Origin of the sequence: Niallia oryzisoli (assembly GCF_036670025.1) — a bacterium.
GTDB classification, from domain to species: Bacteria; Bacillota; Bacilli; order Bacillales; family Cytobacillaceae; genus Bacillus_BD; species Bacillus_BD oryzisoli.
Genome location: NZ_CP137640.1, coordinates 3,661,544 through 3,676,089, shown reverse-complemented (window position 1 = coordinate 3,676,089; position 14,546 = coordinate 3,661,544). Strand labels below are relative to the sequence as shown.

Here is a 14,546-nt window from a genome sequence, read left to right as displayed (position 1 = left end):
AATAATTATTGGTAGAAATGATGAAGAGAAGTAATTATTTAATTAGAAACTATTATATCTTTTTACCATTATAAAAATGATGAAAGTAGGTTGAAATATTTATGAACAAAGAAAAAATTGTAACTCTAGCTAGAGGAATTGATGAAGGCGCATTCACCTATCAATTGTTTCAAAAGGCTAAAAAATTTGGTGTCTGGAATCCTAGGGATATTGATTTTAGTCAAGATAAAGAAGATTGGAAAAAGCTTACTCCTGAGCAACAAGAAACATTAAGGATACGATTTTCAAAGTTTCTTGTTGGAGAAGAATCAGTTACACATGAAATTACTCCAATGATTGTCGCCCTTGGAAAAAAAGGTTGGATAGAAGATGAAATCTATTTAACTTCTTTCTTATGGGAAGAGGCAAAACACGTTGAATTTTTTAGTACTATTTTAAAAGAACTCGGGGAAACAGGGAGTATAGCTTATTCTAGTGAAGAACATTTAGACATGTGGTTAAATGTCCTGCCAAATATCATGAATAAATTGTTAGACAATCCAACAAATAAAGAAATAGCAGAAGCCTCAGCCATTTATAATATGTTCCAAGAAGGTATTCAAGCCGAAACGGCCTACTTTTTAATGTATGAAGGTGTAAATCGCCTTGGTTTGATGCCTGGTTTAATGCAAGGCATCGAGAATATAAAGAGAGACGAAGCTCGACATATTTCTTTTGGCACCTATCTTCTTCAGAAATTAATTCGTGAGGAACCAGAGATCTACCAATTTGTTGAAGATAAAATGAATGAATGGTGGCCGATTGCTGAGAAGTTGATGTTTAATAACAATATTAATTCAACTGAAGTGGATGCATTTGGAATTAAAATTAGTGAAGTGTATGAGTTTGCGAAACGGCAATTTGATGTAAGACTTGAAGTATTAAGGAGAGCAGTAGATTCAGACAAATATATTGCAAATTTATTATAAAAAATAAACTGATTTGAATAGGGGATATTCTATTACCAGCATCAAGGCAACCGATTAGTCATCCCTTATCTGATAAAAGGTAATTTCTAAAGTATTTTCTATATTAATCATAAAGCTAAAACAAGAAAGAGGGAAGTTCATGCCTAATGAAACGGAACAATTAATTGAATTTTCACTTTATATAAACGGAAAATGGCAATCTGCAGAAGATAATCAAACTTTTAATGTCTATAATCCAGCAAATGGTCAAATAATTGCAAAAGTATCTAAAGCAAGTAAAGATGATACTGTAAAGGCTATAACTACAGCACGAAAGGCATTTGATTCAGGCGTTTGGTCAAGAAAATCCTATCAAGAAAGGGGAGAAGTGCTTACACAATTTGCTAGCATCATCAGAAAAAACATTGATGAAATCGCTCAGTTGGATATTCTGAGTTCAGGAGCAACAAGACGTAAAGCATATTCAGATCCTGCTAGGGCAGCAGATTTAATTGACCAGATGGTGAAGAAGCTTCACCAATTTGCACATGTTGAGTTTCTTCCAACCGTTGGTTCGAATCATAATGAAGTTTGGAGAGAGCCGATTGGGGTCGTTTCAGCTATCACTCCATGGAATGTACCTTTAATGTTAGCCATGCTAAAGGTAGTTCCTGCATTGGCAATGGGAAATTCGATTATCGTGAAGCCTGCTTCGAATACACCTCTTTCCACTTTAAAAATGGCTGAATTAGCTACGCAAGCTGGTATTCCGGATGGTGTATTTAATGTGGTTCCTGGTTCCGGAGCGGAGGTAGGAGATGTACTTACAACGCATCCAAGCGTTGATAAGGTTGCGTTTACGGGATCGACAGAAATAGGAAAAAACATAATGGCACAAGCCTCTGATACGATTAAACGGGTGACTCTGGAATTAGGAGGAAAATCACCTGCTATTGTTCTGCCAGATGCAGATTTGGATATAGCGATTCCAGGCATTCTACATGGTTTTTGTTTCCATTCCGGACAAATATGTATGTCAGGAACCCGATTATTAGTTCATGATTCCATCTATGAGGAAGTACTCGACCGTTTAGCCAAATGTGCAGAAACGATTAAGGTTGGGGATCCTCAAAGTCCTGACACAGGAATGGGACCCGTTATTTCAAAAGGTCAGCTTGATTCCATTCTTGGTTACATTGATGTAGGTATTCAGGAAGGTGCTAGATTAGTATATGGCGGTCAACGTGTTATTGTCGAAGGTCTTGAAGAAGGCTATTATATTCAGCCGACTATTTTTGCTGATGTTCACAATGATATGCGAATTGCTCAAGAAGAGATATTTGGACCTGTTCTAGCAGTCATCCGATATTCAACTCTTGAAGAAGCAATTGAAATGGCTAATGATTCTATTTATGGTCTGGCTGCTGGAGTTTGGACGAAAGACGTTGTGACAGCTAAACAGATTGTCAAAGAATTAAGGGCAGGAACGGTTTGGATTAATGATTGGCATACAATGAGATTCGATGCTCCTTTTGGAGGCTATAAGCAAAGCGGGATAGGCCGCGAACTTGGGGAAGATGTTTTGTATGAATATACTCAAACGAAACATGTTCATACATCTCTGGCACGTGAACTAGACCAAAGACCAGCCTATAGTATTTTTTAATAAGGCTATAAACTTAATTTGAGAAAGGTGATCATATGAATTTATCTTATTTTCAATATGCTGTAAGAACAGCGATCCACAGCGGGGCTGGAATAAGAACGACATTGCCTAGTCTCGTGCAAGGGCTTGGCGGAAAGCGAGTCATTTTATTTACGGATAAAGGTCTCAATAATGCGGGTGTTACAAGTCAAGTCACTGAGGTGTTTCGTGGGCTTTCAGGTCAAATTCAGCTTGCGGGTATATTTGATGACATTGAACAGGATGCTAGAGCTCAAAATATTAATCGTGCTATTCAATTTGTAAGAGAACGTAATGGAGATACATTGATTGCCCTTGGCGGGGGAAGTGTTCTTGATACGGTGAAAAGTGTAAGATGGGCACTTCATAAAGGATATTCTGATATCCAAGAAGGTCTAACTGTAATGGTTAGAGAACAGTGGCCAGACGCGGAACCGATTAACATTCCGTTTATTGCCATTCCGACAACTGCGGGCACAGGGTCTGAGGTTTCAATTGCAGCCTTGGTTTATAATGAAAATCTTAAGGTTAAAGCAAGTTTGGTAAGCCCATATCTATCACCAGATATTGCCCTATTAGATCCTGAACTATCGACTGGTCTACCTCCACGAATTACAGCATTTACTGGAATGGATGCCTTAACACATGCGGTCGAAGGATATTTCTCATCCAAAGCGAATCCGTTGACAGACGCATATGCACTGCAGGCCATAAAAATAATTTTGGAAAACTTACCAATAGCGGTGAAAGAAGGGGGAAATGTTGAGGCTCGGGCCAATATGCTGCTAGCAAGTTCGATGGCAATCCTAGCATTTACTCAGACTTCTAGTGGAATTCCTGTTCACAATATGGCCCATGTTTTTGGAGCTAAATTTGGCGTACCACATGGTTTAGCCAATGCTATATTGCTGCCAGAGATACTGGAATCACTGCCTAATCTTTATCTGGCAAGAATTAAAAGTTTTGCTAGAGTAATAGGAATCGAGAATCCATCTGAAAATGATCAACAATGTTTATCTGAAGTTGTGAACTTTATTCGACAATTTAGTGCGGAAATAGGTTTACCAAATTCTTTTGTTGATTTCAAGATTGATAGCTTAGCAGGTTTTGTTGAAGCCGTTCATAATGACCCGACAGCTCGCTATAAAATTCCAGCAAACGTAATTGAAAAGGTTGCTTATAAAGTATCTGGTTTAACGGTTAATGCTTAAATATTCCATGTTTCATTTTATCCACTCTCTAATTAATTATGAGGGTGGAAAATTTTTGAGTTTAATTTCTGAATTGTCAAAAAATATTAAGGAGAATGCCTATCCTACAGAGGTTATGAATAAAAGTTGTTTATCCATTAATGCACAAATAAATATGAATGTGAGGTTTTTAGATGAAACAAATTAACGTAGACAATTTAATTGCAGAGAGCAAATTTGGTCCCTTCCAATTTATGATTTTATTTTGGTGCTGCTTAATTGTTATATTTGATGGATACGATTTTGTCATATTTGCGTCTGTAGTTCCAGTACTTATGGAAGAATGGGGTCTTTCTCCTCTTCAAGTAGGTGCAATCGGGAGCTACACATTATTTGGAACCATGATAGGTACATTATTTTTTGGACCTTTGGCAGATAAAATTGGCAGGAAAAAAGTGATTACTACTTGCGTCATTATTTTTAGTGTCTTTACTTCAATGCTATGGTTTTCCAACTCACCTACTAGTTTTGGAATTTTAAGATTTATAGCGGGACTTGGACTTGGAGGACTCTTGCCTAATGTTGTTGCCATAACAACTGATTATGCTCCAAAGAATCTACGAACGATATTAGTTACAATTGTTACTAGTGCATATAACCTAGGTGGTGTACTTTCTGCTGGGATTGCTATATGGTTATTACCTGTATTTGGATGGAAGGTGCTTTTTTTAGTAGGCATAATTCCATTGTTATTTGTTCCAATAATGTATAAGTCTTTACCCGATTCACCTTCTTATTTATTAGCGAGTAATCAGAAGGATAAGTTAGCTAATGCATTACGTCGGACCAACCCTAGTTATTTACCTGGAAAAAATGATCAATTTGTCATACCTAATAATGAGAAATCAGCCATTCCTTTTGTTAATCTTTTTACCAATCGTAGAGCAATGACTACTCTTTTGTTCTGGTTTGCTATGGCCATGGGTTTATTATTGGTGTATGGATTGAATACCTGGCTTCCAAAATTAATGGAAATGGGTGGTTTTCCATTAGGATCAAGTTTACTATTTTTGCTACTCTTTAACTTTGGTGCTATTTTCGGTTCAGTGATTGGGGGATGGCTAGCAGACAAGTGGAATGGGCGAAAGGTGGTTATGCTTTTCTCGATTATTGCTTCTATATTCTTTGTTTTACTAAGTTTCAAGTCCCATTTTCTTATCTTGTATCTTCTAATTTTTATAGCAGGGGCAACTGCAACTGGAGCAAATCAAGTAGGGACCGGATATATTTCTCAATATTACCCTGGTAGTATGCGATCAACTGCAGTCGGTTGGGCAATTGGAATGGGGCGTGTTGGTGCAGTTTTAGGACCAACTTTAGGCGGGATTTTATTATCGATGAATTTACCATTCAAATTTAACTTCCTAATATTAGCCATTCCTGGAGTTATTGTAGCAATCACTTATTTATTAATTAAAGGAAGTAGTGATACTGCTTCAAAAAATATGAAGGATTTAAATCCAAGTGTTTCACAAGACCCAGTTATTACTAATGATTGAAAACAAACAAAGATATTAAGTTCATAGAGTAAAGGTGGTTTTAGGAGTTTTGCTCCTAACCACTTTTTTCTCGGGGTTTCTACAAGTATCTTTGGATAAACATTTGCTTCAATTCAAGTCATATTTAAGAGTGAGGTTGTGATTGTAATGGGATTAAGTAACATTGGCATACCGGGATTAATTCTTATTTTAGTCATAGCTTTAATTGTATTTGGTCCCAAGAAACTGCCTCAAATTGGCGCTGCTTTTGGGGAGACTTTGACAGCATTCAGAAAATCCACAAAAGAAATATTAGATGATGATCTAAAAAGTGGAACAAAATTGGAAGAATCATCTGACATAATAGAAAATCGTAATGATGATTAGATGTTCTCTATTAGGGACTTTCTCGTAAACAACAATCATTAATAGGGGGCTGTAAGCATGTCTGAACAAAATTCAAATAATGATAAGAGGGAAAAATCATTTAAAGAATTCAGTAGACGAAAATTTTTGAAAAATAGTGGAATGGTAGCCGGAGGTGTTGTTGCTGGATCTCTCTTTGGTGGGTTTATCGGTAATCGTTTTCAAACAGCTCCTGTCACAACGACTGAAAAGGCAGTTCAACCACCTATTGATTACCAAGAAGCGAGAATGTTTTTCAAACGTAAAGAAGACTTCGAAGTCCTAGCAAAGGCTACAGAGCACATATTTCCTGAGGATGAGATTGGACCGGGAGCGATTGGCTTAGGAGTGCCATATTTTATTGATAAACAATTGGCTGGACAATGGGGGAGTAATACAAAAGATTACCGTAGAGGTCCTTTTTTTAATCCTGACCAGCAATCTCCTTTAAACAGGGGAGAAATTTTCTTACAAGGTGTTCGTAAAATAAATGAGGAAAGCAAAAAGCAATTTAGTAATCCCTTTATTAAACTTCAAGAAGATCAGCAAATAGAAATATTAAAAGCTTTTGAGGGCGGTAAAGTTCAAATGAATAAAGTTTCATCTGCTGTGTTTTTTGCCTTATTAAGACAAGCTACATTAGAGGGTGCTTATTCAGATCCAATGTATGGGGGAAATAAAAATATGGAAGGTTGGAAGATGAAGGAGTTCCCTGGTGCACAAATATCATATAGTCATATGGTTGAAGAAGAAGAGTTTAAAGTGATTGAACCAATTAGTTTACATCACCATAATTAACATTTTTTACATGGGAGGAAGATGATGGCAACTAAATTAGAAAAAGTAGATGTTGTTACAGTCGGAGTAGGATGGGCTGGTGGTATTGTAGCAGCAGAGCTTTCTAAAGCAGGATATAGGGTAGTTGGTTTAGAACGTGGTGAGGATCGATCTGTAGAAGATTATATGCATGGTCATGACGAATTAAAGTATGCTTATCGAAAAGAAATGATGCATAGCTTGTCAAAAGATACCATTACCTATAGAAATAACTTGGATTCAACTGCTTTACCGATTAGAGATCAATTTTATTATACCGTAGGAACAGGTGTTGGTGGGGGAGGAAGTCATTGGGGTGCCCAGACACATCGTTACTTTCCCTATGATTTCGAAATCCGTAGTAAAACGATTGAACGATATGGTGAAAAGAAAATTCCAAAGGATATGACTCTTCAGGACTGGGGTATAACTTATGACGAATTAGAACCTTACTATGATCGTTTTGAAAAAATGGCTGGTGCTTCAGGAGAAGAAGATCCATTAGGTCCCAAACGCTCTAGCCCTTACCCTAATCCACCTATGAAAAAAACACCAGCGATGAAATTATTTCAACAAGCGACTGAAAAACTTGGTTATCATCCCTATGTCATACCCAGTTCAATAGCGACAGAACCTTATGAAAACCCAGATGGAGAAAAGTTGAATGCCTGTCAATATTGTGCATTTTGTATTGAATATGGTTGTGAATATGGAGCTAAGGCGGATCCAGTTGTAACGGTTGTACCAACTGCGAAAAAGACAGGGAATTTCGAGCTGCGTACAAGAGCAAATGTAAAACGAATAATATATGAAGGAAATAAGGCAGCAGGAGTACTCTATGTCGATACACAAACTGGTGAGGAATTTGAGCAGCCAGCAAACATAGTAGTTTTGTCTAGTTTTACTTTTAACAATGCTAGATTGTTATTATTATCGAAAATTGGCAAACCTTATAATCCTTTAACTGGTGAAGGCGTAATAGGGAAGAATTTTGTCGATCATCACTATTCTATTGGTTCAACTGGCTTCTTTAATGATCGAAAATTTAATTTATATGTATCAACCGGTACTTTAGGAATGACAATAGAAGATTTTAATGCAGATAATTTTGATCATTCAAAAGTTGATTTTATCCATGGTGGACATATAGAGGTAAGGCATATGATGAATGCACCAATTGCTTTTAACCCTGTGCCAAGGGGTACTCCATTATGGGGCAAAGAGTTTAAGGAAAAGTCCTTACATTATTTTAACCGCACTTTAAACATTATAATTCAAATGGCTACTATGCCTAGACAACATCACTACCTAGACCTGGATCCAACCTATAAAGATGATTCAGGTGATCCATTACTGCGGGTTACATGGGATTACACGGACCAAGAACACAAACAATCACGATTTCTGATCGATAAATGTACTGAAATATTAAAGGAAATGGGAGCAGACATTATTGATGAAAATGTTTTAGCTGAACATCATTTTCCTGTAAATGTGTTTCAGCATAGTGGCGGCGGAGTGATTATGGGAAATGACCCAGAGGCATCTGCAGTCAATAACTATTTACAAATGTGGGATATGGAAAATTTATTTGTATGTGGTGCTTCAGCCTTTCCACACTTTGGGCCTACAAATCCAACCCTTACCTTAGGGGCATTAACATACAGAGCAACCGAAGGAATGATAGAATACTTGAAAAATGGCGGCGGACTGTTAGTTAATAGAGAAAAAATTGAATCTGTTTAATTTGTATTATTTGAAAATTCCGTCTAAATTTGTTGATTTCGAAAGGAGTTTGACGTATGCAGCGCTTTGAAAACTTAAATAAAAGCTTTATTAATGGTGAATGGGTGGAAGGAAAAAGTCAAAGAAATTATGAGATCACTGATCCGTACGACAATTCCATTATTACAACTGTTCGTTTAGCAAATGTAGATCAAGTTAGGGAAGCCTTTGAGGCAGCGGAAAAAGCTCAAAAAGAATGGGCAAAGACCACCCCAGGACAAAAAAGGGAAGTATTATTTAATGCGAAAGCATTTCTTGAAAGTAATAGAGATGAGATTGTTCAATTACTTATCCGTGAAGCAGGCGGAACCGTCCTAAAATCCAGCTTTGAGCTCATGTTAGCCCTTTCTGATTTGGATGAGGCCTTAAAAATGGTAGATAAAACCTATACACCTAAGGATTATCCTTCTGTTACACCTGGAAAAGTAAATCGTGTTTATAAGTTGCCTGTAGGCGTAATTACTTCGATTGCACCCTTTAACTTTCCAACCCATGTTGGAACTAGAACGATTTTTCCAGCCATTGCATTAGGTAATAGTGTTGTGCATAAACCAGATATTCAAACAGGAATAACTGGAGGCTCAATCATTGCGAAAGCTTTGGAGGAAGCTGGTCTTCCTAAAGGAGTATTCAATTCCATCCTAACTGATATTGAAGAAACAGGCGATGCCATCCTGACTAATCCACAGTCTTCCTTAATTAGTTTTACTGGTTCAACTGCTGTCGGCAGACATATTGGTAAAATTGCAGGAGGCATGTTGAAAAAGGTTGCATTAGAACTGGGTGGGAACAATCCAATGCTCGTTTTAAGTGATGCAGATGTTGACCATGCCGTCGATATTGCTGTATTTGGTAAATTCCTTCACAGTGGACAAATTTGTGCCATAACAAACCGTATTATAGTTCATAAAAATTTATATCAGGATTTTATTACTAAATTCGTAGATAGGGTAAAAGGCTTAACTTGCGGAGATCCTAAAAATCCAAATACCATTATAGGTCCAGTGATTAATTCACGTCAGGCAGATAAAATTATGGGTTTTGTAGATGATGCTAAAAAGGCTGGTTATAAAATGGTTGTCGAGGGAGAAAGAAATGGCAACGTTATTTCACCTTTCGTGTTTGCGGATGTTCCAAATAATGCCCCGCTTGCATGTACAGAATTATTTGGTCCAATAGCAACGATTATTCCATGCGAATCCGATGAAGAGGCTATGCGTTTTGCAAATGATACTGAATATGGTCTTTCTTCTGCAATCGTGACAGGAGATATAGAAAAAGGAGAAAGATTAGCGCTTGATATCGAAGCAGGTGCTACGCATGTCAATGATGCAACAGCTAATGAGGAAAGTAATGTTCCATTTGGTGGAGTAAAACAAAGTGGAATAGGCCGATTTGGTTATGAATGGGTTATTGAGGAATTTACAACTTCCAAATGGGTATCTATTCAGGCGGAAAAGCGAGAATATCCAATTTAATAGGAAGCTGTTGTGGAGAAAGATTTTCCAAACCACTTTTAAGAAAAGGAGAGATCCGTTTGGGTATTTATTCATTAGATGGAATTTCACCAAAGATTCACCCATCTGCTTATATTGCACCTGGTGCCCAGATTATTGGAAATGTAGAAATTAAGGAAAATGCAACGATCTGGTTTAATGCCGTATTACGTGGTGATGTCGAGAAAATTACCATTGGCGAAGGAGCGAATGTACAGGATGGTGCGATTATTCATACAGATACTGGGTTTCCAACAACGATTGCAAAAAATGCCTCGATTGGACACCAATGTGTCATCCATGGCTGTACTATTGAAGAGAATGCCATGATCGGTATGAATGCTACCGTACTGAGTGGAGCTGTTATTAAAAGGCAGGCGTTTGTGTCAGCAGGTGCTCTTGTTGGAGAAGGGAAAATAATTGAAGGAAAAATGCTCGCCGTAGGAATTCCGGCGAAACCTATAAAAGTTCTTTCGAACGAGCTGATTAATCGAGTGAAAAGGGGTGCTGAATTTTATCAAAAAAATGGAAAACGCTTCAGGGATCAAAACATTCTTGAATAATTAAGTTAAAAGAGATTTAAAGTAGTTTCATAGAGTCATCAGAAGCTGAGTCATAAAAGTCCATGGGAGGGGGAGGCGTAAGTTCTTCCCTTTTTCCATTATATAGAAGACAAGCATTATAAAAGGAATTCTTAATCACTCGCCAAGACTATTACGAAATGGAGGGACGAACATGAAAGTCTCACTCTTTATTACCTGTCTAGCCGATGTTTTTTATCCAAATGTCGGAAAAAGTACAGTTGAATTGTTAGAAAAACTAGGATGTGAAGTGGATTTTCCAGAACAACAAACCTGTTGTGGGCAGCCGGCATTTAACACGGGCTATCATAAAGAAACGAGAGAAGTTGCGAAAAATATGATTAAAACGTACGAGAATGCTGAATATGTTGTATCCCCTTCAGGTTCTTGTATCACAATGTTACATGAATATCAGAATTTATTTGACAATCAGCCTGAATGGAGAGAGAAGGCTGTTAAACTGGCAAATAAATCATATGAGTTATCGCAATTTTTAGTTGACGTATTAAAAGTAGAAAATGTATCTGCTCGTCTGCCTGCCCGTGCAACCTATCACAATTCATGCCATATGACTCGTTTATTAGGTGTTAAGGATGCGCCTGCGAAATTGTTGGAGAATGTTGAAGGTTTAGAAATGGAACCACTATCCAATCATTATGATTGTTGTGGTTTCGGTGGGACTTTCTCAGTGAAAATGGGTCCCATTTCAGAGCAGATGGTAGATGAAAAAATTAAGCATATAGAAGAAACGGGGGCAGAAGTACTCATTGGTGCAGATTGCGGCTGTTTAATGAATATTGGGGGAAGAATCAATCGAAAAGGAAAACCAATAAAGGTCATGCATATAGCTGAAGTCCTAAATAGTGAGGTTGATCATTGATGGCAATGAAAATTGGTGAAGACCGTTTTTTTGAACGAGTCGATAAAGGTGTTCAAAATGAATTTATGCGAAAGGCTGTTGTAGCCGCACAAGAAAGGATGCAAGGTAAAAGATTGTCGTCAGCGGAAGAACTTGGAAATTGGGAGGATTGGCGGAAACTTGGGGAAGAGATTCGAACCCATACCATTGAAAATTTAGATTACTATTTACACAAATTAAGTGAAAACATCTCAAGACTTGGAGGCCACGTCTTTTTTGCAGAAACAAAGGAAGAAGCAAATGAGTATATTACGTCCATCGTAGAGAAAAAACAAGCAAAAAAAGTCGTAAAGGCAAAGTCTATGGTAACGGAAGAGATTCATTTAAATGCGGCATTAGAAAAAGCTGGCTGTGAGGTGATTGAAACGGATCTAGGAGAATATATTCTCCAACTGGATGATCACGATCCACCATCGCATATTGTCATTCCGGCACTTCATAAAAATAAAGAACAAATCCGTGATACTTTTAAAAAGAAAAAAGGCTATGAAAGGTCAGAAGTGCCTGAAGAGCTTGCTCTTTTTGCCCGAGAACAACTACGTCAAGAATTCCTAAGTGCGGATGTAGGAATAACGGGATGTAATTTTGCTGTCGCTGAATCCGGATCCATCTGCTTGGTTACCAATGAAGGAAATGCAGGATTAGTAACAGCTTTACCGAAGACCCAAATTACTGTGATGGGCATGGAACGAATTGTTCCAACTTGGGGAGAGTTAGATATTTTAGTGAGTTTATTGTGCAGAAGTGCAGTCGGTCAGAAGTTAACGAGTTATATTACCGGGCTAACAGGACCGAAAGAGGAAGGAGAAGTGGATGGTCCTGAAGAATTTCACTTGGTTATCGTGGATAATGGACGTTCTAATATCCTAGGGACGGAATTTCAAAGTGCTCTGCATTGTATCCGTTGTGCTGCATGTATTAATGTGTGTCCTGTCTATCGTCAAATTGGCGGTCATTCTTACGGTTCCATTTATTCGGGACCAATTGGAGCTGTATTAACTCCATTATTAGGAGGGTATGACGATTATAAAGAATTACCATATGCATCTTCATTATGTGCAGCTTGTACAGATGCATGTCCTGTCAAAATACCTCTTCATGAATTATTGATTAAACACCGTAGAAGGATTGTAGAGGATGAAAAAAAATCTCCGCTTGCAGAAAAATTGGCTATGAAGGGTTATCAAATGGCTACGAGTTCATCTCGAGTTTATAAAGTTGGGATCAAGACGGTATCAAGTTTGATGGGACATATGGAAAATGGTTTACAAAAGGGGTCTGGTCCTATAAAGGCCTGGACCGAAATACGTGATTTGCCTGCTCCTAGCAAAGAAAGTTTCCGAGATTGGTATAAAAAAAGGGGTGAGTAAGAATGGGATGTGGCCAAGTATATCATCGAGAATCTTTCTTAAACAATGTAGCAGCCAAGTTAAATCGGTCAAGAATCACAAAGGTTATAAAACCAGCATGGTCGAAAATACCCCAATATGAGGTTGGAAAGAACTTAACCCAGGACGAACTATTGAAAGTATTAAGGAATCAATGTAAATTGATTCACACCGATATAATCGAAACGACTTCAAAGGAATTACCACAACAATTATTAAAGGTATTTAAAGAATACGACGTTAATAAGGCGATTAGTTGGGACGACGAAAGATATAAAACCTATGGATTAGATGAACAATTATTTTCAAAATTATATGATTATGGAATTGACTTCCACATGTGGAATCCAATGTTAAAAGAAAAAAACATCGAAATAGCGGAACAAGCAGATGTCGGGATCACATTCAGCGATATTACGCTAGCAGAATCAGGAACTGTGGTCTTATTCACGGATAAAAATAAGGGAAGATTGGTTAGTTTACTACCTAAAACCTATATTGCTATTATCCCAAAAAGCACAATTGTTCCAAGAATGACTCAGGCCACTACTCATATTAGTCGAATGGTTCAAAATGGAATAAGGATCTCATCTTGTATTGATTTTGTAACGGGGCCAAGTAACAGCGCAGATATCGAATTAAATTTAATTGTAGGGGTGCATGGTCCGATTAAGGCGACTTATATTGTTTTGAATGATCGATAAAAAGCTCTTTCTAAATGGTGAATAATGGGTGGAAGTCAAACAGTGTATTTATAATTGCTATAAATAGAGGGGAGAACCCCTCTATTACTGTTGTATTTCATGATTAATAACAGAATAAATGATCTTTTTTATAGGTTGTTCAATACGTGAGTTTTTTCTGTATTGTACATAAATGTTATTAGGTACATTTTCAATTTTTTTTATTCGTTTCATCACGACTTTCATTTTATCAAACTCATTTACTCCAAGTGAGGCCGTAATTCCTACTCCAACTCCACTTCCAACGATTGATTTCACCATTTCGTTATTTCCAACTTCAATTCTTTTTATTTGCTGTACCCCGATAAGCTGTTTTTCAATTTCAGCCCAAATAGGTGTGTGACGCTGATAACAAATCAGCGTTTCACCTTCCAAATCCTCTGGTAAAATGATTTCTTTGTCTACCAATCGATGCTCTTTACCACAAATGAAGATAAGCTGATCTTCAAATAAAAATTCCGAAACGATATCAGGTTGTTGAGTGAAGGAATTCCTTGTAAAAACAATATCAAGTTCCCCGGAAATAATTTGCTCGTTTAACCGAAGAGAATCTATCCCTTCATAGATAGAAACCTCTAAATCCTTTATAGATAATATAGAGGTGATTAGTTCAGTTAAAAATGAATAGGAAAAGCCGGGAGAAAAACCAACCTTTATATGATGAAATTTAGCATGTCGAGTAGCCTCAATAGAATGCTTCATATTGGCTATGATTGTTTTTGCATAATCCAGAAATACTTTGCCTTCCTTGGAAAGAGTCAAATTTTTCCCATCTTTTTCAAATAATTTACATCCTAGTTCATATTCTAAATTTTTAATTCTTGCTGATGCAGTAGGTTGTGAGACATTTAATGCTTCTGCTGCTTTGGAAAAACTTTTATGTTCGATAACCGAAAAAAATGTATCTAATTGTACTGTGTCCATCAAAAGTGCTCCTTATCATAGAATACTTATTTTGAAAATCAAAAGTGTGAATGTAAGTGAAAAGATTTACAATAATCTAAAGGAAAAACTTAGAGGAAACTACATTTCTGATAAGTTTTTTCTGTTAGAT

At 37.1% G+C, this 14,546-nt stretch carries 13 protein-coding genes; 12 read left to right on the top strand and 1 reads right to left on the bottom strand.

Features of this window, described 5'->3' with window-relative positions; translation table 11 throughout:
• The first annotated feature begins 101 nt into the window (after positions 1-101).
• The 12 genes from R4Z09_RS18540 to R4Z09_RS18485 all read left to right on the top strand — a co-directional run bounded on the left by R4Z09_RS18540 (position 102) and on the right by R4Z09_RS18485 (position 13,453).
• Positions 102-968, top strand: coding sequence for a R2-like ligand-binding oxidase (locus tag R4Z09_RS18540; protein ID WP_338448230.1), 867 nt, complete (start codon positions 102-104; stop codon positions 966-968).
• Positions 969-1,107: 139 nt separating this feature from the next.
• Complete coding sequence (locus R4Z09_RS18535; RefSeq protein ID WP_338448229.1) at positions 1,108-2,613, top strand: aldehyde dehydrogenase family protein; 1,506 nt, start codon at positions 1,108-1,110, stop codon at positions 2,611-2,613.
• Between the two features lie 35 nt (positions 2,614-2,648).
• Positions 2,649-3,842: an iron-containing alcohol dehydrogenase gene (locus R4Z09_RS18530; RefSeq protein WP_338448228.1), complete on the top strand. Its 1,194-nt coding sequence runs from the start codon at positions 2,649-2,651 to the stop codon at positions 3,840-3,842.
• Positions 3,843-4,015: 173 nt separating this feature from the next.
• Positions 4,016-5,380, top strand: coding sequence for an aromatic acid/H+ symport family MFS transporter (locus R4Z09_RS18525; protein WP_338448227.1), 1,365 nt, complete (start codon positions 4,016-4,018; stop codon positions 5,378-5,380).
• Between the two features lie 147 nt (positions 5,381-5,527).
• Complete coding sequence (gene tatA / locus R4Z09_RS18520) at positions 5,528-5,746, top strand: twin-arginine translocase TatA/TatE family subunit (RefSeq protein WP_338448226.1); 219 nt, start codon at positions 5,528-5,530, stop codon at positions 5,744-5,746.
• Positions 5,747-5,803: 57 nt separating this feature from the next.
• Positions 5,804-6,562, top strand: coding sequence for a gluconate 2-dehydrogenase subunit 3 family protein (locus tag R4Z09_RS18515; RefSeq protein WP_338448225.1), 759 nt, complete (start codon positions 5,804-5,806; stop codon positions 6,560-6,562).
• A gap of 24 nt (positions 6,563-6,586) precedes the next feature.
• Positions 6,587-8,326 (top strand): GMC family oxidoreductase, encoded by a 1,740-nt coding sequence (locus R4Z09_RS18510; protein ID WP_338448224.1) that lies wholly within the window; start codon positions 6,587-6,589, stop codon positions 8,324-8,326.
• 56 nt (positions 8,327-8,382) lie between these two features.
• Entirely contained in the window at positions 8,383-9,843 is a 1,461-nt protein-coding gene (locus R4Z09_RS18505) for an aldehyde dehydrogenase family protein (RefSeq protein ID WP_338448223.1), read from the top strand.
• Between the two features lie 59 nt (positions 9,844-9,902).
• Positions 9,903-10,424: a gamma carbonic anhydrase family protein gene (locus R4Z09_RS18500; RefSeq protein WP_338448222.1), complete on the top strand. Its 522-nt coding sequence runs from the start codon at positions 9,903-9,905 to the stop codon at positions 10,422-10,424.
• Between the two features lie 172 nt (positions 10,425-10,596).
• Positions 10,597-11,322: a (Fe-S)-binding protein gene (locus R4Z09_RS18495; protein ID WP_338448221.1), complete on the top strand. Its 726-nt coding sequence runs from the start codon at positions 10,597-10,599 to the stop codon at positions 11,320-11,322.
• The gene (locus R4Z09_RS18490; RefSeq protein WP_338448220.1) at positions 11,322-12,731 is read left to right on the top strand and encodes a LutB/LldF family L-lactate oxidation iron-sulfur protein; all 1,410 of its coding nucleotides are present in this window, start codon (positions 11,322-11,324) and stop codon (positions 12,729-12,731) included. Before R4Z09_RS18495 ends, R4Z09_RS18490 begins: the two co-directional genes overlap by 1 nt.
• Positions 12,732-12,733: 2 nt before the next feature.
• Positions 12,734-13,453: a lactate utilization protein C gene (locus tag R4Z09_RS18485; protein ID WP_338448219.1), complete on the top strand. Its 720-nt coding sequence runs from the start codon at positions 12,734-12,736 to the stop codon at positions 13,451-13,453.
• 84 nt (positions 13,454-13,537) lie between these two features.
• On the opposite strand, the gene R4Z09_RS18480 is transcribed toward R4Z09_RS18485, so the two are convergent.
• Positions 13,538-14,416, bottom strand: coding sequence for a LysR family transcriptional regulator (locus R4Z09_RS18480; RefSeq protein ID WP_338448218.1), 879 nt, complete (start codon positions 14,414-14,416; stop codon positions 13,538-13,540).
• Positions 14,417-14,546 lie beyond the last annotated feature (130 nt).